This is a genomic window from Shewanella decolorationis S12 (assembly GCF_000485795.1).
Classification (GTDB): domain Bacteria; phylum Pseudomonadota; class Gammaproteobacteria; order Enterobacterales; family Shewanellaceae; genus Shewanella; species Shewanella decolorationis.
In genome coordinates, this window is sequence record NZ_AXZL01000044.1 from 1 (window position 1) to 22,044 (window position 22,044).

Annotated in this window: 18 protein-coding genes; 1 reads left to right on the plus strand and 17 read right to left on the minus strand. The window is 50.0% G+C overall.

Going from position 1 to position 22,044, the window contains the following annotated elements; translation table 11 throughout:
- Positions 1 to 440 precede the first annotated feature (440 nt).
- Together secA and SHD_RS02715 are read right to left on the minus strand one after the other, a co-directional pair.
- The gene (secA, locus tag SHD_RS02710; RefSeq protein WP_023265740.1) at positions 441 to 3,167 is read right to left on the minus strand and encodes a preprotein translocase subunit SecA; all 2,727 of its coding nucleotides are present in this window, start codon (positions 3,165 to 3,167) and stop codon (positions 441 to 443) included.
- A gap of 61 nt (positions 3,168 to 3,228) precedes the next feature.
- Complete coding sequence (locus SHD_RS02715; protein ID WP_023265741.1) at positions 3,229 to 4,128, minus strand: M23 family metallopeptidase; 900 nt, start codon at positions 4,126 to 4,128, stop codon at positions 3,229 to 3,231.
- A gap of 27 nt (positions 4,129 to 4,155) precedes the next feature.
- Between SHD_RS02715 and SHD_RS02720 the strand changes: the two genes are divergently transcribed.
- A complete protein-coding gene (locus tag SHD_RS02720) occupies positions 4,156 to 4,602 on the plus strand; it encodes a DUF721 domain-containing protein (protein WP_011718492.1) in 447 nt (148 codons plus the stop codon).
- A 13-nt stretch (positions 4,603 to 4,615) separates the two neighbouring features.
- Here SHD_RS02720 and lpxC read toward each other — a convergent pair whose 3' ends face one another.
- The 15 genes from lpxC to mraZ all read right to left on the minus strand — a co-directional run bounded on the left by lpxC (position 4,616) and on the right by mraZ (position 21,594).
- Positions 4,616 to 5,536, minus strand: coding sequence for a UDP-3-O-acyl-N-acetylglucosamine deacetylase (gene lpxC / locus SHD_RS02725; protein ID WP_023265742.1), 921 nt, complete (start codon positions 5,534 to 5,536; stop codon positions 4,616 to 4,618).
- 179 nt (positions 5,537 to 5,715) lie between these two features.
- Complete coding sequence (gene ftsZ / locus SHD_RS02730; protein WP_011624294.1) at positions 5,716 to 6,903, minus strand: cell division protein FtsZ; 1,188 nt, start codon at positions 6,901 to 6,903, stop codon at positions 5,716 to 5,718.
- A gap of 27 nt (positions 6,904 to 6,930) precedes the next feature.
- Positions 6,931 to 8,166, minus strand: coding sequence for a cell division protein FtsA (gene ftsA / locus SHD_RS02735; RefSeq protein WP_011073897.1), 1,236 nt, complete (start codon positions 8,164 to 8,166; stop codon positions 6,931 to 6,933).
- Complete coding sequence (locus tag SHD_RS02740; protein WP_011718495.1) at positions 8,147 to 8,896, minus strand: cell division protein FtsQ/DivIB; 750 nt, start codon at positions 8,894 to 8,896, stop codon at positions 8,147 to 8,149. Before SHD_RS02740 ends, ftsA begins: the two co-directional genes overlap by 20 nt.
- A gap of 151 nt (positions 8,897 to 9,047) precedes the next feature.
- Positions 9,048 to 10,514: a UDP-N-acetylmuramate--L-alanine ligase gene (gene murC / locus SHD_RS02745; protein ID WP_039977279.1), complete on the minus strand. Its 1,467-nt coding sequence runs from the start codon at positions 10,512 to 10,514 to the stop codon at positions 9,048 to 9,050.
- A gap of 2 nt (positions 10,515 to 10,516) precedes the next feature.
- On the minus strand, positions 10,517 to 11,605 hold the full coding sequence (murG, locus tag SHD_RS02750) for an undecaprenyldiphospho-muramoylpentapeptide beta-N-acetylglucosaminyltransferase (RefSeq protein WP_011624928.1): 1,089 nt from the start codon (positions 11,603 to 11,605) through the stop codon (positions 10,517 to 10,519).
- A complete protein-coding gene (ftsW, locus tag SHD_RS02755; protein WP_039977282.1) occupies positions 11,605 to 12,816 on the minus strand; it encodes a cell division protein FtsW in 1,212 nt (403 codons plus the stop codon). The genes murG and ftsW overlap by 1 nt, the downstream gene beginning before the upstream one ends.
- The gene (gene murD / locus SHD_RS02760) at positions 12,806 to 14,125 is read right to left on the minus strand and encodes a UDP-N-acetylmuramoyl-L-alanine--D-glutamate ligase (protein WP_023265745.1); all 1,320 of its coding nucleotides are present in this window, start codon (positions 14,123 to 14,125) and stop codon (positions 12,806 to 12,808) included. The genes ftsW and murD overlap by 11 nt, the downstream gene beginning before the upstream one ends.
- Before the next feature lie 6 nt (positions 14,126 to 14,131).
- Positions 14,132 to 15,214, minus strand: coding sequence for a phospho-N-acetylmuramoyl-pentapeptide-transferase (mraY, locus tag SHD_RS02765; RefSeq protein ID WP_011624300.1), 1,083 nt, complete (start codon positions 15,212 to 15,214; stop codon positions 14,132 to 14,134).
- The gene (locus SHD_RS02770) at positions 15,215 to 16,597 is read right to left on the minus strand and encodes a UDP-N-acetylmuramoyl-tripeptide--D-alanyl-D-alanine ligase (RefSeq protein ID WP_023265746.1); all 1,383 of its coding nucleotides are present in this window, start codon (positions 16,595 to 16,597) and stop codon (positions 15,215 to 15,217) included.
- On the minus strand, positions 16,594 to 18,075 hold the full coding sequence (gene murE / locus SHD_RS02775) for a UDP-N-acetylmuramoyl-L-alanyl-D-glutamate--2,6-diaminopimelate ligase (RefSeq protein ID WP_023265747.1): 1,482 nt from the start codon (positions 18,073 to 18,075) through the stop codon (positions 16,594 to 16,596). Before murE ends, SHD_RS02770 begins: the two co-directional genes overlap by 4 nt.
- The gene (locus tag SHD_RS02780) at positions 18,072 to 19,823 is read right to left on the minus strand and encodes a peptidoglycan D,D-transpeptidase FtsI family protein (protein WP_023265748.1); all 1,752 of its coding nucleotides are present in this window, start codon (positions 19,821 to 19,823) and stop codon (positions 18,072 to 18,074) included. The genes murE and SHD_RS02780 overlap by 4 nt, the downstream gene beginning before the upstream one ends.
- Before the next feature lie 13 nt (positions 19,824 to 19,836).
- Positions 19,837 to 20,151: a cell division protein FtsL gene (gene ftsL, locus SHD_RS02785; protein WP_011624304.1), complete on the minus strand. Its 315-nt coding sequence runs from the start codon at positions 20,149 to 20,151 to the stop codon at positions 19,837 to 19,839.
- Positions 20,152 to 20,163: 12 nt separating this feature from the next.
- On the minus strand, positions 20,164 to 21,105 hold the full coding sequence (gene rsmH / locus SHD_RS02790) for a 16S rRNA (cytosine(1402)-N(4))-methyltransferase RsmH (protein WP_011624305.1): 942 nt from the start codon (positions 21,103 to 21,105) through the stop codon (positions 20,164 to 20,166).
- A 30-nt stretch (positions 21,106 to 21,135) separates the two neighbouring features.
- Positions 21,136 to 21,594: a division/cell wall cluster transcriptional repressor MraZ gene (gene mraZ / locus SHD_RS02795; RefSeq protein WP_011624306.1), complete on the minus strand. Its 459-nt coding sequence runs from the start codon at positions 21,592 to 21,594 to the stop codon at positions 21,136 to 21,138.
- Between the last annotated feature and the right edge of the window lie 450 nt (positions 21,595 to 22,044).

The window sequence follows — 22,044 nt, forward strand, 5'->3', positions numbered from 1 at the left end:
GACCATCGCGTTATCGCAAGTGATTTCAGCGGGTCAGGGCTGCGTATTCTACGCATTCCCGTTTTTGCGTCAAGTAGTTTTTGCAACTTTCTTTTCGCTCATCGAGGAGTTAATCACTCGATGAACCGACACTTGAAACTGCGTATCGCTGTCTGCCGTGTCAGTGGATGCGCATTATAGGCAGCAGAACTTTTTGTGCAAGGGCTTTTTTCGGTTTTTTTGATCTTTTTTCAATAGTTTCAGTTAGTCACAAAATACCCACTATTTATCCTCAAACTTATCCACAAAACAGATAAAAGCGGTTAATTTTAGTGCAGCTTCACTCAGGATTTATAGCCGAAGGATTTTAGAGTCGGTAGAGAGTTAAAGGACTTATAAAGCAGCAGGTATAAAAAAGGCGACTATCACAGTCGCCTTTTAGAATGAGTTCACGTATTGAATTAACTTAGCTTGCCGTGACACTGCTTATATTTACGACCAGAGCCACAAGGACAAGGATCGTTACGACCCACTTTATCGCCATCGCGGATCATTGGCGTGTGAGCCATCATCTCGTCGCTACCATCATCCCCACCGACTAAGGCTTCGGCTGCTGCATGCTGATAGTCGCGTTGGATCTTAGCATCTTCTTCACGACGACGCGCTTCCATCTCTTCTACGTCTGACTGTGCTTGTACTTGTACCTTAGATAGCACGCTAATGACATCATGCTTTAAGGTCGACAGTAATTGTTGGAACAGTTCGAACGACTCGCGCTTATATTCTTGCTTTGGATTCTTCTGCGCGTAACCACGTAAGTGGATACCTTGGCGTAAGTGATCCATCGCCGCTAAGTGTTCTTTCCACAGACCATCGAGGGTTTGTAGCATCACGGCTTTTTCGAACTGGCGTAGTACTGGCGCACCGACCATTTCTTCTTTTGCCTTATATGCATCAGACCAAGAGGTGATAATACGCTCACGCAATGTTTCTTCGTGTAAGTCGTCTTCTTTATCTAGCCATTCTTGGATTGGCAGTTTTAGCATAAATTCTTGCTGTAAACGTTGCTCTAATCCTGGCACATCCCATAACTCTTCCACTGATTGTGGTGGAATGTATTGGTCGATCACCGCACTGATCACATCGTCTTGGATGTTTTTGATGGTGTCTTCGATACTTTCGGCATCCATCAACTCGTTACGCTGTGCGTACACCACTTGACGCTGATCGTTTGCAACGTCGTCAAATTCGAGCAGTTGCTTACGAATATCGAAGTTACGCGCTTCTACTTTACGTTGTGCGTTTTCAATCGCACGGGAAACCCATGGATGCTCGATTGCTTCGCCTTCTTCCATCCCCAGTTTCTTCATCATGCCTGAGACACGATCCGAGGCGAAGATGCGCATTAAGCTATCTTCCATAGAAAGGTAGAAACGTGAAGAACCCGCGTCACCTTGACGACCTGCACGACCACGTAGCTGGTTGTCGATACGGCGAGATTCATGGCGCTCAGTACCTAAAATATGTAAACCACCGGCGGCGACCACGGCATCGTGGCGCACTTGCCAGTCGGCCTTAATTTTGGCTTTTTGTTCCGCAGTTGGATTCTCGAGGGCGTCAATTTCCATATTCCAGTTGCCGCCTAACACGATATCGGTACCACGACCCGCCATGTTAGTGGCAATAGTCACAGCGCCAGTGCGACCCGCTTGAGCAACAATTTCGGCTTCTTTTTCGTGGAACTTAGCGTTAAGCACTTGGTGCGGGATCTTCTCCTTCACCATTAAGCGCGCTAACAGTTCAGATTGCTCGATAGAAACCGTACCCACCAAAACAGGTTGGCCACGTTCACGGCAGTCTTTAATGTCTTTAATAATCGCTTGATACTTTTCATTAGCGGTTAAGTAAACTAAATCCGCCATATCCTTACGTACCATTGGACGGTTGGTTGGCACAACCACAGTATCTAGACCATAGATGTGTTGGAACTCAAACGCTTCGGTATCGGCCGTACCTGTCATACCCGCTAACTTCTCATATAAACGGAAGTAGTTTTGGAAGGTAATTGATGCCAGGGTTTGGTTTTCGTTTTGGATACGAACGCCTTCTTTGGCTTCAACGGCTTGGTGTAAACCTTCTGACCAGCGACGACCTGGCATAGTACGGCCAGTGTGTTCGTCAACAATGATCACTTCGCCGTCTTGAACGATATAGTCCACATCACGCTCAAACAGGGTATGCGCACGCAGCGCCGCGTTCACATGGTGCAACAGAGAAATGTTTGCTGCAGAGTAAAGTGAGTCGCCTTCGGCTAACATGCCGCGCTCAATCAACAGGTTCTCAACCTTCTCTTGACCACGCTCGGTAAAGTGCACTTGTTTGGCTTTTTCATCAATGCTGTAGTCACCCTCACCCACATACTCTTCAGAGTCTTCTTTATCTTGACGGATAAGACTTGGGATAAGCGTGTTGATCTTGATGTATAGCTCAGAGCTATCTTCCGCAGCACCAGAGATAATCAGTGGCGTACGGGCTTCGTCGATAAGGATTGAGTCGACTTCGTCGATCAGTGCATAGTGCAATGGACGCTGAACACGCTCTTGTGGCGAAAAGGCCATGTTGTCGCGCAGATAGTCGAAACCAAATTCGTTGTTGGTTCCGTAGGTAATATCGGCGTTATAGGCGTCTTTTTTCGCCTGCTGGCTAAGGCCTGCTACGTTGATCCCAACTGTTAAGCCTAAGAATTCGAACAATGGACGGTTATTCTCGGCGTCACGACGGGCTAAGTAATCGTTGACGGTAATAACGTGAACGCCTTTACCGGTTAAGGCATTGAGATAGGCTGGAAGGGTCGCGGTTAAGGTTTTACCTTCACCAGTACGCATTTCAGCGATGCGGTTACTGTCGAGCACCATACCACCGAGTAACTGCACGTCGAAGTGACGCATCTCGAACACTCGCTTCGATGCTTCACGCACAGTTGCGAAGGCTTCCGCCATAATCGCTTGCAATGACTCACCAGCTGCTAAACGCTCGCGGAACTCGGCAGTTTTAGCTTTAAGCTGCTCATCGGTTAATTTTTCATAATCGGCTTCAAGCGCATTAATCTTATTAACTACTTTCTGTAACCCTTTGAGGGTACGGTCGTTGCGACTACCAAATACTTTTGTCAGTAATTTACCAAACATCTGAATCACTTATTTTCTGTAGGCCAAGTCCATGATGGAAACTAGAAGCCAATTGTTTCAATTAACCTGCCTTGCGGTAGACAAACTTCTGTGGATCTATCTGCTGTCCGCCACGCAACACTTCATAATGCACATGAGCCCCTGTTGAGCGCCCAGTGCTTCCCATACTGGCGATGGTATCGCCTTTTGCGACCACATCACCTACAGCTACTGACAAAGCTTTATTATGACCATAGCGTGTACGTAAACCGTTACCATGGTCGATTTCGACCAATTCGCCATAGCCAAACATATTCCCAGCCCAAGTCACCACGCCTGCTGCAGTCGCGACAACTTTAGCCCCTTCTCGACCGGTAAAATCGATCCCTTTATGCATGGTTCGACGACCGTTGAAAGGGTCATTACGTAATCCGTAGGGCGACGATAACCAACCTTTATCGAGTGGGAGCCCTGATACATAACGTTCAGCATCTATATGGTGGTTAGATGACACTGTTTCAAGTAGTGATAGTTGAACATTATTGTTGTCAATTCGTGATGCCAGTTTATCCATATCATCAATAAGCTGACCAAGTTCGATATTCGAGCCTAATTCGCTCAAGCCACCGACACCCACTTCAGAGGAAAAATCAAAGTCTTCATCCAATTTGTTTTGTTTAGCGACTTGTTGACCTAAGGCCTCGAGACGGGTGATTTTAGCTTGCATGCGCGCAACATGGGTCGCCAGCATGGCTAGCTGTGACTCTGTGGCACTCTTTAATTCTAAGACTTGCTTCTTTTGTTGTTCGCGTTGGATACGATCGTTATCGACACTGGCTTGCTGGTTTTCAAACTTAGCAGAGTTGTGTTGATAAATACCGGCACCAGTAGCTAACAATAGCATGGGAAGGAGCAACCAGCGTTTACTGGGTTGCCAGCGCGTAACGCCATTCCGACCTTGAATAAATACTGTTACACTCATAGCCTAATTCAGCCATCTTATTATCATATGAAAAAGCCCCCTCAGGATCTCAGCCAATTACTACACCAGTCAGGCACATTGCCCGATATAGCTGAGAAAGCGGAACTACTTTTATATCTGGATCAGCACGTGAAGCAGATTGTCGCAGGTCCTGTTGCGGAGCAGCTGAAAGTCGCCAATTTCCGCCAGGGTGTTCTTGTGGTTGAAACCACTTCGGCAGCATGGGCTGCACGAATTAATTTCCAAAAGCCGAAACTACTAGCGCAGCTTCAAGCAGAAACGCTCCCAATCCTTACCGCAATTGAAGTTAAAGTCAACCCGAGATTAGCATTGTATGACGCAAAGCCGAAACAGGCGCACAAGCAACTCAGTCCAGCTGCGGCAGAACATATTGCTGCGCTTGCAGAAAATGTGAGCGGAACACTAGGCGAAAAACTAAAACGGCTGGCCACATTGGCCAGCCGTAATAAGTAAACATCAACCGCTATTAAGCGTAAACCGCGCCACCTGGCACAGTAAAGCTGACGGGAACATCGGCTTCTTTCTCAAAGCTCACCAGCTCCCACGCATCCTGCTGCGCCAATAAGGCTCGCACTAATTGGTTATTCAGTGCATGACCCGTTTTATAGGCAGTAAACTCACCAAGAATGGCGTGCCCTGCCACGTAGAGATCACCAAACGCATCTAAAATTTTGTGCTTAACGAACTCATCCTCATAACGCAGGCCGTCGGGGTTGAGGACGCGATATTCATCAAGTACAACCGCGTTTTCCATGCTGCCACCTAATGCTAGGTTGTTCGCACGCAGATACTCAATATCACGCATAAAACCAAAAGTACGGGCACGGCTAATGTCTTTAACAAAAGCAGAAGTAGAGAAGTCCATCACCACATGCTGTTGACTACGAGCAATTTCAGGGTGAGCAAAGTCAATTTTGAAGTTGACTCTAAAGCCTTTGAATGGCTTCAGCTCGGCCCACTTATCACCGTCTTCAACACGCACAGGGCGTTTAATCTTTAAGTACTTCTTAGGTGCAGCCTGCTCTTTGATACCCGCAGACTGAAGTAAGAAGACAAATGGGCTCGCACTGCCATCCATGATTGGAATTTCAGGCGCGTCCACTTCGATTACGGCGTTATCAATGCCTAAACCCGCTAAGGCTGCAAATAAATGCTCAATAGTCGAAATACGAATACCTTCGTCATTGACGAGTGCCGTACACATTGTGGTTTCGCGAACTTGTTCCGCCTTTGCTGGAATAGCAACGGGAGGATTCATGTCGGTACGCACGAGTACGATCCCTGTATTGACTGGTGCGGGCATAATGCTCAAGGTGACCTTGTTCCCAGAGTGCAAACCGACTCCAGTAGCCTTCACCATTTTTTGAACAGTTCTTTGAAATATCATTCAGTTACCCGTTTAGATTTCTATAATTAAGCCTAATATTTGCACACGCAGCGGCGGCAAAACGACCACATAGGTGCTACATGGTAACATAAGTTGACCATGTCATACAAATGTAGTCATTGGGTGGTAAAGCTCACAGAGCAAGGCACCACCCTACACGCTGGACTCAAATACCTGTTTTAGTCAGCTTGCTTACGCAAAAACGCTGGGATATCTAAGTAATCCAATTCATGCTTTGTTGAAGGTGCTGGCGCAGGAGCCGGTGCTGGCGATGCAGGTAACACGTTACCTTTTGGCGCCGCATAACTCACATGAGTCGCTTCTTCGACATAGGCTTCGACTTTTGGTTCCACAACCACTGGCTCTGGACGTGGTGCTGGCTTAGAAACCAGTTGAATATCAGGACGCTTTTCAGCACCGATACCCGTTGCAACCACGGTAACACGCAGCTCGTCGCTCATTTCTGGGTCGATCACCGCACCCACAACCACTGTGGCGTTGTCAGAAGCGTAAGCTTTAACATGGTTACCCACGGTTTCGAATTCTTCGATGCTCATGTCCATACCTGCGGTAATGTTAACTAACACACCACGGGCACCGGCTAAGTCGATGTCTTCTAATAATGGGCTGGCAACTGCCGCTTCGGCCGCTTCTTCCGCACGGTCTTCACCACGCGCAACACCGGTACCCATCATGGCATTACCCATTTCGGACATAACGGTTTTAACGTCCGCAAAGTCGACGTTAATCAGACCTGGGCGAGTGATCAGCTCGGCAATACCTTGTACTGCACCGAGTAACACGTTATTCGCTGCGGCAAATGCATCGAGTAATGACGTACCACGGCCCAATACTTTTAATAATTTTTCGTTAGGGATAGTGATTAACGAATCCACGTGCTTGGCGAGCTCAGCGATACCTTGCTCGGCATAAGCCATACGCTTTTTGCCTTCGAAAGGGAAAGGCTTAGTCACGACAGCAACCGTTAAGATGCCTTCTTCGCGAGCGATTTGAGCCACCACTGGCGCAGCACCTGTACCCGTACCACCGCCCATACCGGCGGCGATAAAGATCATGTCTGAGCCTTTGATCGCAGCACGAATGTTTTCGCGGTCTTCTTCCGCTGCGGCACGACCCACTTCTGGGTTGGCGCCAGCGCCAAGACCTTTAGTGACATCGCGACCTAATTGAATCGTTGAGCCAGCGCCTGATTTACGTAGCGCCTGTGCGTCTGTGTTGGTAACGACAAACTCAACACCTTCAATGTTGTGTTTGACCATATGTTCGACAGCATTACCGCCGCCGCCGCCAACGCCGATGACTTTAATCACCGCGTCGTCTGAGTGAGTGTCCATGATCTCAAACATTGTCTGATCTCCGTGTTGCCTGCGTTATTAAAATTCACCCTTAAACCAGCTTTGGACCCGATTCCAAGCACTGGTAACCCCTTGACGCTCAGGACGCTCGAATTGACGCTCAAGCACCCGTCTTGCACCATAGTGAAGCAATCCAACCCCAGTGGAGTAAATAGACTGATCCACGTATTCGTATAACCCTTTAACTGGCAATGGTGAGGCAACGCGTACTGGCATCCCAAAGGTTGCCTCCGCGATGTCTACCACGCCTTGAATCGACGCCGTACCGCCTGTTAACACGATACCTGCGGCGATTTGATCTTCTAAACCACTGTCTTTCAGCTCCTTGAGCACTAACTCAAACAGCTCTTGATATCTCGGCTCTACCACTTCTGCCAAAGTATGGCGCGACATGCTACGCGATGGACGACCACCAACCGATGGCACTTCGATACTGTCTTCGCGGCTCACCATGGAGCTACGCGCACAGGCGAACTGCACTTTAATTTGTTCAGCATGTGACGAAGGGGTGCGGAAAATCTTCGCGATATCGTTGGTCACTTGGTTGCCCGCAACTGGTACAACCGCGCAATGACGCAGTGCACCATTGGTGTACACGGCGATATCCGTCGTACCACCGCCGATGTCGACGATACACACGCCTAAGTCTTTTTCATCGAAGGTTAATACCGCATCCGCCGACGCAATGCCGGAGAACACTAAGTCATCGACCTTCAAGCCACAGCGCTCAACACTCTTAGTGATATTCTTCGCCATATCGTTGGCGCAGGTCACTATGTGTACCTTGGCTTCCATCCGCATGCCTGACATGCCGATAGGGCTGCGAATACCGTCTTGTACGTCAATCGCGTATTCCTGCGGTAACACATGCAGAATGCGACGTTCCGTTGGGATCTTCACCGAGCGAGCGGTGTGGATCACGTTGTCGACGTCTTCCTGTGTCACTTCTTCATCGTTAATCGACACCATGCCATTTTCGTTTTGGCAGGCGATATGTTTACCGGAAATGCTCAGGTAAACCGATGATACTTGGCAGTCCGCCATTAATTCCGCTTGATCGAGCGCGCGTTGCACACTGCGCACGATGGAGTCTAAATCGTTAACGCCACCCTTATCCATGCCCCTTGAAGGGTGGTTACCAAGGCCGACTATGCTGATTTCGCCATCGGGCAGAACTTCGCCTATGATCACTGCGACTTTAGAGGTTCCTATGTCCAATCCGACGATCAGATTTCTATCTTGGTTTTTGGTCATTAATTATCGGCTCTCTTGTTTGTGCATCGCCCCAGCCTACGGCCAACCCTGTGTCGTAGCGCAAATCCACTCTGGCAATCGGTTTATCTTGTTTCGCCAGTAACGGATAAACAGTGATAAACCTTTGTATCCTTGCCATTTTATCTTCTCGACCTAGGTCTAAAACAATACCGTTACCCAGTGTCGCGTGCCACGCATGACGTGGCGTTAAACTCAAATTGGCCAAGGTAAAGCCATTAATCTTCAGTAGCGAGTTAACCTGCGCGTAGGCGGTTAACACTTCGGTCCCCATATCGTCTGGCCCAGATAAATAAGGCAGATGCTCTAGCTCAGGATGCGATGGCGCTTCAAACACTTCACCATGCACATTGAGCCAAGCGGTGCCATTCCAATGGGCGACCGGTTGCTGCTCCTGTAAATACACCCTGAGTTTCGCTGGCCACTCACGCCTTACTGACGCGCGATACACCCAAGGTAAGGCTTCTAAGGCCTGTTGCACTAAGGTGATGTCTGCGCTGAAAAAACTCCGCTGCATTAAATCCTGTAGTGCAATTTGTATATCTCTATCTGTGGTGTAAGTCCGTTCACCTTTGATGGCCACAGCCTCAATGGGCAGCGTGCTGGCATCATTTAAAAACTTATGCAGTTGGTAGCCACCAAAGACAAAACTCCCAATGACTAACCATAAAAAACCAATTCCGCTCCACAGGTACCAATTAACCCGTGACATCCTCGCCCACCAGTGTCGCCTCTTATCACTCCAAGACACGTTTGTTTCCACCTTTCAACGACACTACTAAAAACCACAGAAAATCGGCCATTATATAGAGCTAAAGCCTCGGGTCAAAATTTCCTTTAAACCCGAGTTGTCCCGCAATACATCAAGGTTTTACCTCAGTTGTCGCGGCAACGCTAAAGCCCAATTCAGAGGCAGCTAGCTGGCGCGACAGGGCGCCTATATTACCCGCACCTTGGGTCAACAATAAATCCCCCTCCTGCAACACATCGGGTAGCACTTCGGCTAACTGATCTGGGCTGGCGATAAAGATGGGATCTAACTGTCCGCGCAAGCGAATCGAGCGACACAGTGCGCGACCATCGGCACCGGGGATCGGCGCTTCACCCGCGCTATACACCTCGAGTAACAGCAAGCAATCCACTTGAGACAACACTTCAATAAAGTCTTCGTACAAGTCACGGGTACGAGTGAATCTGTGCGGCTGATAGGCCATGACTAAGCGTTTATCCGGCCAACCTGCACGCGCCGCTTTAATGGTCGCCGCCACTTCACTGGGGTGATGACCATAGTCGTCCACTAACATCACTTCGCCCTTTGGCGTTGCGAACTTACCTAAGTGTTGGAAACGACGGCCAATACCTTGGAACTCAGCCAAGGCTTGAATGATGGCGCTATCATCAATTTCATCTTCTGTCGCCACGGCAATCGCCGCGAGCGCATTTAATACATTGTGTTGACCCGGCAAGTTAAGCAGCAAATCTAAATCTTCTTTGCCTTTACGTCTTACCGTAAAGCGGCATTGATGCCCCTGCTGATGGAAATTCAGCGCCTGCACGTCGGCATCATCACTGAAGCCATAGGTGATCATGTGACGACCAATACGCGGCATAATCTCGCGCACCACCGCATCGTCGATACAGACCACAGCAACGCCGTAGAATGGCAGGTTATGCAGAAAGTCCACGAAGGTCGATTTGAGCTTTTCAAAGTCACCGCCGTAGGTGTCCATGTGGTCGGCTTCGATATTCGTCACCACGCTGACCATAGGTTGCAGGTGCAAGAAGCTCGCATCACTCTCGTCGGCTTCGGCGATAAGATAACGACTCGTACCTAAGCGGGCATTAGTACCAGCACTGTTCAGCAGGCCACCAATCACAAAAGTCGGATCGCGCCCCGCTTGACCATACAAACTGGCAATCAAACTGGTGGTTGTGGTTTTACCGTGAGTTCCCGCAATCGCCACACCATGGCGATAGCGCATCAACTCGGCCAACATCTCAGCGCGGCGCACGATAGGAATACGCAATTCCTTCGCCGCAATAATCTCTGGGTTCTCAGGATTAATCGCAGTCGAGACCACCACCACATCGGCTTGCTGCACGTTATCGGCACCATGGCCGATATGAATTTTCGCGCCCAGCAGGCAGAGTCTGTCAGTCACGGCGTTTTGCGCGATGTCTGAACCACTGACGACATAACCTTCGTTTACTAATACTTCAGCGATCCCGCCCATGCCCGCGCCGCCAATGCCGACGAAATGAATACGCTTAATCCGGCGCATTTCTGGGATCATACTTCTTAGCTGTAAGTATCTTTCTGTCTTAGTCATACCTATCCTTTCTCGGCGAGAGCAATACACACTTGGGCCACCTGCTCGGTCGCATCCAACACGGCAACATCTCTCGCTCTTTGGCCCATTTGGGCTAATTCTGCTCTGTCATTGGCGAGTAACTGTAATTTACTCACCAGTTTATTCACGTCCAAGATGGCCTGTGGCAATAGGAAAGCGGCGCCAGCCTCAACCAATACTTGGGCGTTACGGGTCTGATGGTCATCCACGGCATGGGGATAAGGCACCAGAATACTCGGTAGTCCCACCGCCGCTAACTCGGATACCGTCAGCGCGCCGGCACGGCACAATACCACATCCGCCCAGCGATAGGCGGCTTCCATATCATCAATAAATTCGGCAACGTTAACGCCGCCCTCTTGTCCTTGCTGTTGATAAGCCGACTTAACGCCCGTCAGATTATCCTTACCCACTTGATGCCAAACCGTAATCGACTGCTGCTTACTCAGCGCGGCCACCACTTCAGGCATTAAGTCGTTAAAGACTTTGGCGCCTAAACTACCGCCCACCACTAAGACTTTTAAGGCATCATCCGCGGCTTGCTTAGGCTCGGCACCTAAAGCAATAAGCTCGCGACGAATGGGGTTACCCACCACCTTGGCCTTTACCTGAGTGAAGGTATTTTTAAAGGCGCACAGTACTTGATTCGCAATTCGCGAGAGTAACTTGTTGGTCATTCCCGGAATGGCATTTTGCTCATGCAGCACTAAGGGTACACCCGCCAATTTCGCCGCCACACCACCCGGGCCGCTGGCAAATCCGCCCATGCCCAGCACCACATCGGGCTTGAACTCAGCAATCACGGCCTTGGCTTGCAGAATCGAGCGCACCACTTTAAAAGGCGCCGCTAATTTACGCACTAAGCCATTACCACGCACGCCCTTGATATCGATAAAATCGATATCGAAGCCATACTGAGGCACTAAACGTGCCTCCATACGGTCAGCTGTGCCTAACCAACGAACTTGCCAACCTTGCTGCGCTAAATACTTTGCCACCGCGAGCGCCGGGAACACATGTCCGCCCGTGCCGCCTGCCATGACTAAAATACGTTTACCCGCGTCGGTCATTACTTCAATCTCCCTTGCACGGCCTGAACTAAACTCATGCGCCGCTCATAATCGATGCGCAGCAATGTCATTGCCGCCGCCGTCATGACCCATAGACTACTACCGCCGTAACTCACAAAGGGCAGTGTTAACCCTTTAGTAGGTAACATACCAATGCTTGCGCCCACATTAACGACGGTCTGGAAACAGATCCAAATTCCAATGGCATAGGCCAGATAACCTTCGAAGGCTTTGTCCATCACTAAACATAAGTTACCAAGGCGAATGGCCCTTAATGCCACAAACAGCAGCACGGATAACACAGCGATAATGCCGATAAAACCTAACTCTTCACCGATCACGGCAAAGATAAAATCGGTATGTGCCTCGGGGAGGTACTCCAACTTTTGAATACTGTTACCTAGGCCCTGACCAAACCAATCACCCCGGCCATAGGCCATCAGCGATTGCGTTAACTGATAGCCACTACCGAATGGATCCTGCCAAGGGTCTAAAAACGAGGTCACCCGGCGCATACGGTAAGGCTCGAGCAGAACCAGCGCCACGAATGCCAACACCCCGGCAAAAATCAGCGCGAAAAAGTCCAGCAAACGCGCCCCCGCGAGGAACAATAGCCCCACAGTGCCGACGAACAACACCACCACGGTACCTAAGTCGGGCTGCATCAAAATCAAAATTGCGTAGATCGCAAATACCGCAATCGGCTTATAGAAGCCCTTCGCATTTTCACGCACTTCCTGATGCCGACGCACCAGATAACCCGCCATGTACACAGAAAATGCAAATTTAGCGACCTCGGCCACCTGAATACGGATAGGACCTATGGATAACCAACGGGTCGCACCGTTGACTGTGGTACCGACAACCAACACCGCCAGCAACATCAAAAACACGCCTAGCAACATGATTGGGCTCATCCGCTGCCAGGTTTGCATCTCGACCCTCAGCACAAAAGCGGCAATCACTAAGCATCCCAACAGATAACCCACATGGCGGGTCATAAAATGGAATGGATTACCCGTCAAGGTTTGTGCCTCCGGCATAGAGGCTGACATCACCATGACAAAACCAAAGCCAATCAAAGACAAAACAGCAGTGAGCAAAGCCCGGTCGTACAATTGCACTCCCGGCACCTCGTTATCACGTTGCCAGTTAGGCAGTGCGTTTAGCACTCGCCCAAACAGGCTGAGCTGTCTTGCATCACTCGCCATCGAGTTGCTCCACTTGGCTTCTAAAATCATCCCCACGAGCCATAAAGTTGCTGTACATATCTAGGCTCGCACAGGCTGGCGATAGGAGTACGATATCGCCCGAGGTGGCTAACTCGGCGGCCTTAGCCACTGCAGTAGCCATAGAGTCCACCTTGATGGCTCCTTCCTTCAATGCGGCTATCTTATTACCATCGCGACCTAAGGTGATGAGGTGTGTCACTTTCGTTAACGGCTCGACCAATGGACTGAAATCCGCGCCCTTACCATCACCACCGGCAATCAAAATAATGTCACCTAAGTGATCGCTTAATCCATCGAGCGCCGCGACGGTGGCGCCAACATTGGTCGCCTTAGAGTCGTTCACATAGGTCACACCACCTTTGACCCCTACCACTTCGCAGCGGTGAGAAAGGCCAGTAAAGGTGCGAGCCACTTTGGCCATCACTTGCTTATCTACACCCACGGCATACACCAGCGCCATGGCAGCGAGTAAGTTGGCATGGTTATGACTACCAATCAGCGATACTTCGGTGATCGGCATAATTTCACTGTGACCGTGGTAAATCTTGCTATCACAAATGCCCCACTCGTCGCCCTCGGGCGGCGCTAAACCAAAACTGTTTTGGTTCATCGGCTCAGTAGGGATAGTCAGCGCATCATCACGGTTAAAGATAATGGAGCGGCTTTGATGGTACAGACGCAGCTTGGCCTTACGATAGGCATCCATATCGCTGTATCTGTCCATATGGTCTTCGGTAACGTTCAAACAGGTCGACGCTACGCAATTCAAGCTGTGGGTGGTTTCGAGCTGGAAGCTCGATAACTCAAGCACAAAAATATCGGCATTTTCCGTCAGCAGATCGAGCGCCGGAATACCGATGTTGCCCCCCACAGCCACCGCCATGCCAGCTTCACGCAGCATTTCACCCACTAAGGTGGTGACGGTCGACTTGCCGTTTGAGCCAGTAATCCCAATCACACAAGGTTTACGGTCGGCAATCTCACGGGCAAATAGCTCCACATCGCCAATGACTTCAATCCCCATATCCAGTGCCGCGCGCACCTCGGGCGTATCAATCGCAATGCCTGGGCTGATAATGATTTGCTTTGCTTGCACTAAGTAACGACAATCGAATCCGCCGGCAATCAGCTGCACCTCAGGGAATGCGCTGGCAAGGGTGTCCGCACCTGGAGGTTGGCGACGGCTATCCATCACCAAGGGTGTGATCCCTTTTCCACACAAATAGCGCACTACCGAGAGCCCGGTGGCACCCAAACCTAACACTATGTGTGAATACTGACTTTGCATGAGCGATTACCTTAACTTCAACGTGGCTAAGCCGAGTAACACTAAGAAAATCGAGATAATCCAAAAGCGGACAATCACGCGTGGCTCAGGCCAGCCTTTCAATTCATAGTGGTGATGGATAGGCGCCATGCGGAAAATGCGCTGGCCTCGTAACTTGTAAGAACCGACCTGCAGGATCACAGACACGGTTTCCATCACAAACACACCGCCCATAATCACTAATAGGATTTCTTGGCGAACCAGTACCGCAATCGCGCCTAAGGCAGCGCCTAAAGACAGCGAGCCCACATCGCCCATGAAGACCTGTGCTGGATAAGTGTTAAACCATAAAAAGCCTAAGCCTGCGCCCACAATCGCAGTGCAGACGATTACTAGCTCACCCGAACCGGGTAAATGCGGAATGTGCAGGTAATTAGCAAATTGAGCATGGCCAGACAGATAAGCAATTAAGGCGAATGCCGCGGCCACCATTACCGTTGGCATAATCGCCAAACCGTCGAGACCATCGGTTAGGTTCACCGCGTTGCTCGAACCCACGATAGTAAAGTAGGCCAATACGATAAACACAGCGCCAAGCTGTGGCATCACATCCTTAAAGAAAGGCACGACTAACTGGGTTTCACCCGGGTTAGACGCAGTGGTATAGAGGAAGAAAGCAATGATCAACGCCGCTAAGGATTGCAGAATATACTTCCAACGCGCGATCAGCCCCTTAGTATCTTTACGCACGACTTTGCGGTAATCATCAATAAAACCGATCATGCCGAAGCTGCCCAATACAAACAGCATCACCCACACATAACGGCTACCGAGATCGCCCCACAACAGCACACTGATAAAAATGGCGCCTAAAATCATCAGGCCACCCATAGTCGGCGTACCACGCTTACTGAAATGCGACTCTGGCCCGTCGTTACGCACAACTTGGCCAATCTGCATTAACTGCAAACGCTCAATCAGTTTAGGACCCCACCATAAACTAAACATTAATGCGGTTAACAAGCCTAAAATGGCTCGAAATGTCACATAGGAAAATACGTTAAACCCAGTATGAAAACGGGTTAAATACTCGGCCAGATACACCAGCATCTACACTAACTCCCCACGCCCGAAGGCTACTGTTAGGCCATCCACGACCCGCTCCATTGCGGCACTACGTGAACCTTTAACTAAAACCGTCACCTGTCCCGGCAACTGGTTGATGTGTTTTATGAGTTTTTCTACTAACGTCGCCACGCTGTCATGGTGCTCCGCCCCGAAAGCTTGGCTAGTGTGCTGAGTTAAGGTGCCGGTACAGAACAGAGCATCAATGCCCTGTTGTTTAGCCAGTTGTCCCAATTCAGCGTGTAAAAGGGGCGCATTGTCGCCTAATTCGCCCAAATCTCCCAGTACCAAACAACGATTTTCAGAAATTTCCTTTAACCAAGCGATAGCCGCACCCACTGACACGGGATTGGCGTTATAGCTATCATCGATTAAGCGAACGCGTCCTAATTGAGTTGGTTGCATACGCCCCTTTACAGGGGTCAACTGGCTCAAGCCTTCAGCGATTTCCTTCAGGCTCAATCCCAAAGCAATACAAACACTTGCCGCAGCTAGCGCGTTGCTAACTTGGTGACGACCCGCTAAAGGTAAGGTCACTTCGCAGGACTCACCCGCATAATTAAGGATAAAGCGGTAACAACCATCGCTATTGGTTTTGTGGCCAGTCGCAATGACATCGATTTGGCGTTTTGCAGCACCTTCCTGCTGGGAGAAGCTTAACTGCTTATAGTGCTTGGCTTTAACACGCATCACATCGGCAAAGGCATCATCGGCATTGATAATCGCCGTGCCACCGGGTTGCAGATGATTGTAGATTTCCGATTTGGCCTGAGCGACCCCCGCCTGTGACCCAAAGCCTTCTAAGTGAGCGCTGCCAACGTTATTAACTAAGGCAACGTGAGGACGCACCAAACTCGAGGTGTAATCAATCTCACCTTTATGGTTAGCGCCAAGCTCAAACACCCCGTACTTATCCTCAGGCGTTAAACGCAGCAAAGTGAGTGGCACACCGATTTCATTATTGAAGTTACCAGCCGTATAAAGCACTTGATGCTTCGCCGATAAAATCGTGGCGATCATTTCTTTCACGCTGGTTTTGCCATTGGAGCCGGTTAAGGCCACACAAATGGGATCTACTTGGTCGCGCACATAGGCGCCAATCGCGCCCATGGCCTTTTGGCAATCGGCAACAATAAGCTGCGGCACATCGAAGGCCAATTGACGCTCGACCATTAGTGCAACGGCACCATTTTCAATTGCCGTGGCCGCAAAATCATGGCCATCGAAACGCTCGCCCTTTAAGGCAACAAACAGGGTTGCAGGGCCGATTTTGCGGCTATCGCTGCTTAATGCTTGGATGGTGACATCGTCACCGACTCGATGCGCACTTAAGTGTTGGCTCAGCGCCTCGAGGGAAATTGGGATCATTGGCTTTGCTCCGATAACTGGCGTGCCAGGGCGCGTTCATCATAGTCATGACGCACACCTGCCGCCTCTTGGTAAGTTTCATGGCCTTTGCCCGCAAGCAGAATCACATCCCCAGATTTAGCCTGTGCGACGACTTGTTTAATCGCAGCCACACGGTCAACCTCGGTCAGTGCTCGCTCAGGGTGAGTTAGCCCTTGGATAATATCGGTAATAATTTGGTTAGGATCTTCACTGCGGGCATTATCGCTGGTCACCATAATGCGATCGGCAAATCGCTCCGCCGCGCGCCCCATCAGCGGACGTTTGCCCTTATCACGGTCGCCGCCACAGCCAAACAGGCACCACAACTCGCCCGCGCAGTGACGACGCAGGGCATTCAGCGCCTGTTCAATCGCATCTGGGGTGTGGGCATAATCGACGACTAAGGTAATGTTGTCCGCAGTGGTAAAACGTTCCATGCGGCCAGCCACGGGCACTAAATAAGGTACCTTGGCAGCCAGTGCACGCATATCCATACCCTGCAAATACAAGGCGGATAAAGCAGCGAGTAAATTCGAGAGGTTAAAGGCACCTAATAAAGGAGAGCGAATGTTGATTTCGCCCTCAGGCCAGACTAATGTCGCCTGCACGCCTTGATCGTTAAATTGGGCATTCTTAGTGTAAAACGCCGCCTCGGTATGCGCTTCAATGCTAAAGCCCCATATCTTCGCCGGGACATTTGCCAGCTCGGATAACCAAGCGGCACCCACGGGGTCATCAAGATTTACTAAGCCGTGACGCAGGGCGTCGAAGCGAAACAGCATTTGCTTGGCCGCGGCATAATTTTCCATATCGCCGTGGTAGTCCAAATGATCACGGGTCAAATTAGTGAATACCGCCACATCGAAGGGCACGGCATCGACTCGGCCTTGGACTAAACCATGACTTGAGACTTCCATCGCGCAGGTATTAACACCTTTGTCTGCAAACTCATGTAGTTGACGCATCAGGGTAATGGCATCGGCGGTCGTATTGCCGCTATCGACTAACTCGCCCCACAGACCATTGCCGAGCGTGCCCATCACCGCCGCTCTACCCTCAAGCAGCGTCACTAATTGCGCGCAGAGCTGACTGGTCGAGGTTTTACCGTTGGTGCCAGTGATCCCGACAATGCCCATGGACTGGCCTTGGACAACGGGATAACGCACGGCGGCGACCGCAGACACTTGCTTAGCTAACTGATAAAAATAAATCTGCACGCCTTGCTCAGCCGCAATCACCTTGCCCTGCTCTTCAATATTATCCGTATGCACTAATACCGCAGTCGCACCTTGGGCTAAGGCCTTATCGATAAATTGACGACCATCGACCTTATGGCCGGGCAGCGCTAAAAACACATCGCCGCGACGTATTGCGCGGCTATCTAAAGTCAAATCTAAGAAGGTTTGTTCACCCGCGTAGGGGAACCAAGGCGCTAATAGATCCCTTAACAACATCATTCAGTTCTCCCGGCGATTCCCGCCAATTGCACCTGTTCTTTATCGGAAATGGGTTCAACATTTAACATTTGCAGTGCGCCTGACATCACCTTAGCGAATGCCGGCCCTGCCACCGAACCACCATAATAGAGATCACCCTTCGGCTCGTTCACCACAACTACGACCGCGAGTTTGGGATTATTCACCGGCGCGACACCAGCAAATAACGCAACATAATCATCACCATAACCGCCAGCTACCGCCTTACGGCTGGTGCCAGACTTACCCGCGACGGGATAGCCATCGATATGGGCCAGCGTACCTGTGCCACCTTTTTCGGTCACGCCCACCATCATTTGCAATACATCGTGAGCAACCTCTTGTGAGATCACTCGCTCACCTTCGGGGGGCTTTTTCAGTTTTAAAATCGATACTGGATATAGCGTGCCACCATTGCCTAAGGTGGCGTACATCCGCGCGAGCTGTAGCGTGGTCGCCGTTAGGCCGTAGCCGAAAGATAAGGTTGCGCGCTCGAAATCAGACCAACGATGGCGATCTTGAATAAGGCCGGCACTTTCACCCGTGAGGTTAATCCCCGAGAAGCTGCCTAAGCCCATGGATTGATAGGTGCCTAATAACTGCTGCACAGGAATCGACAGGGCGAGTTTACTAATGCCCACGTTACTGGATTTGGCTAAAATACGCGCCAGTGTCATATCGCCGTAGTTACTGGCATCACGCACTTGACGGCCGCCTAAACGCATCCAGCCCGGAGACGTTGGGATCACATCGGTAGACTTAACCGTACCCGCCTCTAACGCCGCGGCAACCACAAAAGGTTTAATGGTCGAGCCGGGCTCGAAGGTATCCGTCATGGCGCGATTACGCATTCTGAAGGTTTGCAGATTGTCGCGTGAATTAGGGTTGTAGGATGGTGTATTTACCATAGCCAAGACTTCACCCGTGTGGATATCGAGCACCACAATCGAGCCTGAGGTCGCTTGGTTCATCTCGGTAGTGCGCTTTAACTCACGGTAGGCAAGTTGCTGAATACGTTGGTCAATACTCAAAACTAAATCATTCGGACTCTCGCCTTCTTGCACGATATCGAGACGCTCAACCACATGACCATCGCGGGATTTACGCACTTTTTGTTTAGATGGTGTACCAGTAAGCCAACTGTTGTAGGCGTTTTCGACCCCTTCAATACCGACATCGTCGATATTGGTAATGCCGATAAGCTGGGCAGTAATCTCACCACCAGGATAGTAACGGCGTGACTCGGACTTTAAAAACACCCCAGGCAATTTAAGCTGAGTGATGTAGTCTGCCACCGCAGGCGTGACCTGGCGTTTAAGGTAGGTAAAACGTTTGGTTGGATTGCTGCGCACCTTATCGAGCACATCTTCCACGGGTTCGTGCAATACGTCCGCCAACGCTTGCCAGCGGCGCATATCGGTAAAACCATTGTTATCATTGACTTGTTTAGGGTCGGCCCACACGGCACGTACCGGCACACTCACCGCCAGCATATCGCCGTTACGGTCAGTGATTAAGCCACGCTGCACCTCACGACTGGTGGTACGCAGGGTACGCATGTCGCTCTCATGGCGAAGTTTATCAGGTTCGATAATTTGGATATAAGCAGCGCGACCCACAAGGCTCGAAAACATCGCAAATACAAAGCCAACCACGACGTATAAACGCCAGTGGATCAGTTGTGGCTTTTGCTTTTTGCTGGCCTGTTTGGTTTTTGCTTGCCTAGTCATATCTTCCCTATGTTCACGGCACCTTTACCACAACTTCTTCGCTGGGTAAGGGTCGACTCATGTTGAGATCCTTTGATGCAATCCGCGTGATCCGGCTGTGCTCAGTCTGGGATTGCTCTTCCAATAATAAATTGCGCCACTCGATATCTAACCTGTCACGCTCCTGCAGCAGCTGATCCCATTGGGTAGTAAGCTTACGGCTCACATGGCTGGTATACACCACAGCCACAGCATTACTGAGCACGAGCAGTGCGAGTAACAAGATCCATTTGTGTTGCCACAGGTCGTTTAACACAATCCGTGGCAGATTTAATGAGGGCTTACTCACTTTGTTTGCCCTCTAGTAATCTAATCGCTCGGCAATGCGTAACACTGAGCTGCGCGCTCTGGCATTGCGTTCAATTTCCTCATCGGAAGGCATAATCGCCTTACCTATGGCGCGCAATTTACGCGACTTGTTGATTTGATCTTCGGTGATAGGCAGACCGTGGGGCACGCTCTCACCTTGGCTATGGCGACGAATAAAACGTTTTACGATGCGATCTTCCAAGGAGTGGAAGCTGATAATCGATAAACGTCCCTGCGGCGCGAGTACGGTTAATGCACCTTCAAGCGCTTGATCAATTTGATCTAATTCACTGTTGATATAGATGCGGATCGCCTGAAACACCCGAGTCGCGGGGTGTTTGTTACGCTCTTTATTTTTAGTGATCCGCGCAATCAAATCGGCTAAATCTTTGGTGCGTAAAAACGGGGTTTTATCACGGTCAGCCGCAATACAACGGGCAATATGGCGAGCATTTTTCTCTTCGCCATAGGTTTTGAATACCCACGCCATGTCTTCAATTTCGGCGCGCGCTAACCACTGGGCCGCCGTTTCTCCTTGGCTGTTATCCATGCGCATATCGAGCGGACCATCGCGCAGGAAACTAAAGCCACGTTCGGCATCATCGAGCTGCGGTGAAGACACGCCTAAGTCGAGTAACACGCCATCAATTTTGCCAACCAGACCAAGCTCTTCGACGTAATCGGCTAATTGGCCAAAACCGCCATGTACGATTTGGAAACGGGGGTCATCGGCAAATTGTTTTGCAGCCTCAATGGCTTGAGGATCGCGGTCGATCGCAATCAGACGTCCGTTTTCACCCAGTCTTTGCAGTACTTGTCTTGAATGACCACCGCGGCCGAACGTGCCATCGATATAGATGCCATCGTCTTTGATGTTCAAACCGCCGACCGTTTCTTCGAGCAGAACGGATAAATGGGCAAATTCTTGACTCATTACTCTCTTCTTATTTAGTTATGCGACTCGTTAGAGTGAAAAATCCGCCAGACGCTCGTTATTCGCGAGCTCCTCGCTTCGAATCGTTTCCTGACACTCATCAATTTGCTGCAGCCAAGCTTGCTCATCCCACAGCTCAAACTTATTTAACTGTCCCACCAGCATGATGCGCTTATCTAAATTGGCGTATTGCCTTAGCGGTGGTGGCAGTAATATGCGCCCGTTGCCATCGAGTTCGACCTCATGGGCATAACCCAGCAACATGCGCTTGAGGGATCGTTGGGTTTTGTCGGTATCTGAAAGCTTGAGTAACTTAGCTTCGATCAATTCCCACTCATGGATGGGATAAAGGAGTAAACACGCGGATTGAATATCGACTGTGATGACGATGCGGCCTTGGTGCTCTAGCTGCAAAGGTTCGCGGTATCGCACTGGAATAGCGATCCGTCCCTTTGTATCTAAGTTGATAGCACTGGCTCCACGAAACACGCTAATTCATCCTATCCTTTGATTTTTGATCCACAAATATCCACTATTTCCCACAAATGCTAAGTTTAGGGATAGTAGACAAGCATTGTCAAGGGATGGGTTCCTTTTATAAAGCCAGTCGGCAAGCGGGTTAGCAGCATGTTGAAGCCATTGCGTAGCGACAAAGTTTTGACAAAAAAACCAGCGAAAAATCGGCTAAACGGTAGAAACGACAGGGATAAAAAATGAACAAAAAAGCAGCAGCCTTTTGCTTTCAGGCAGTTGCAGTGCAATATTCGCCATAAAGTTTCGCCAAGTGTAGGATTTTCCCCTTAGGCAAATCACGCTAGACTCACAAAACACAACAAAATAGACTCAATTTTTACATTCGCATAGGCTTATAGAGCGTCAATTTCTAGCATAAATCGCTGAAAAATTACTTTTGATTGCGGATTTATTCTGCAATTTCGG

What these genes read in the sequence shown, in the direction of transcription:
- SHD_RS02715 (WP_023265741.1), bottom strand. Translation starts at nt 4,128, where the DNA reads ATGAGTGTAACAGTATTTATTCAAGGTCGGAATGGCGTTACGCGCTGG.
- murG (WP_011624928.1), bottom strand. Translation starts at nt 11,605, where the DNA reads ATGACCGACGCGGGTAAACGTATTTTAGTCATGGCAGGCGGCACGGGC.
- mraY (WP_011624300.1), bottom strand. Translation starts at nt 15,214, where the DNA reads ATGCTGGTGTATCTGGCCGAGTATTTAACCCGTTTTCATACTGGGTTT.
- ftsA (WP_011073897.1), bottom strand. Translation starts at nt 8,166, where the DNA reads ATGACCAAAAACCAAGATAGAAATCTGATCGTCGGATTGGACATAGGA.
- murC (WP_039977279.1), bottom strand. Translation starts at nt 10,514, where the DNA reads ATGACTAAGACAGAAAGATACTTACAGCTAAGAAGTATGATCCCAGAA.
- SHD_RS02720 (WP_011718492.1), top strand. Translation starts at nt 4,156, where the DNA reads ATGAAAAAGCCCCCTCAGGATCTCAGCCAATTACTACACCAGTCAGGC.
- ftsW (WP_039977282.1), bottom strand. Translation starts at nt 12,816, where the DNA reads ATGGCGAGTGATGCAAGACAGCTCAGCCTGTTTGGGCGAGTGCTAAAC.
- SHD_RS02780 (WP_023265748.1), bottom strand. Translation starts at nt 19,823, where the DNA reads ATGACTAGGCAAGCAAAAACCAAACAGGCCAGCAAAAAGCAAAAGCCA.
- SHD_RS02770 (WP_023265746.1), bottom strand. Translation starts at nt 16,597, where the DNA reads ATGATCCCAATTTCCCTCGAGGCGCTGAGCCAACACTTAAGTGCGCAT.
- ftsZ (WP_011624294.1), bottom strand. Translation starts at nt 6,903, where the DNA reads ATGTTTGAGATCATGGACACTCACTCAGACGACGCGGTGATTAAAGTC.
- SHD_RS02740 (WP_011718495.1), bottom strand. Translation starts at nt 8,896, where the DNA reads ATGTCACGGGTTAATTGGTACCTGTGGAGCGGAATTGGTTTTTTATGG.
- rsmH (WP_011624305.1), bottom strand. Translation starts at nt 21,105, where the DNA reads ATGAGTCAAGAATTTGCCCATTTATCCGTTCTGCTCGAAGAAACGGTC.
- lpxC (WP_023265742.1), bottom strand. Translation starts at nt 5,536, where the DNA reads ATGATATTTCAAAGAACTGTTCAAAAAATGGTGAAGGCTACTGGAGTC.
- murD (WP_023265745.1), bottom strand. Translation starts at nt 14,125, where the DNA reads ATGCAAAGTCAGTATTCACACATAGTGTTAGGTTTGGGTGCCACCGGG.
- murE (WP_023265747.1), bottom strand. Translation starts at nt 18,075, where the DNA reads ATGATGTTGTTAAGGGATCTATTAGCGCCTTGGTTCCCCTACGCGGGT.
- secA (WP_023265740.1), bottom strand. Translation starts at nt 3,167, where the DNA reads ATGTTTGGTAAATTACTGACAAAAGTATTTGGTAGTCGCAACGACCGT.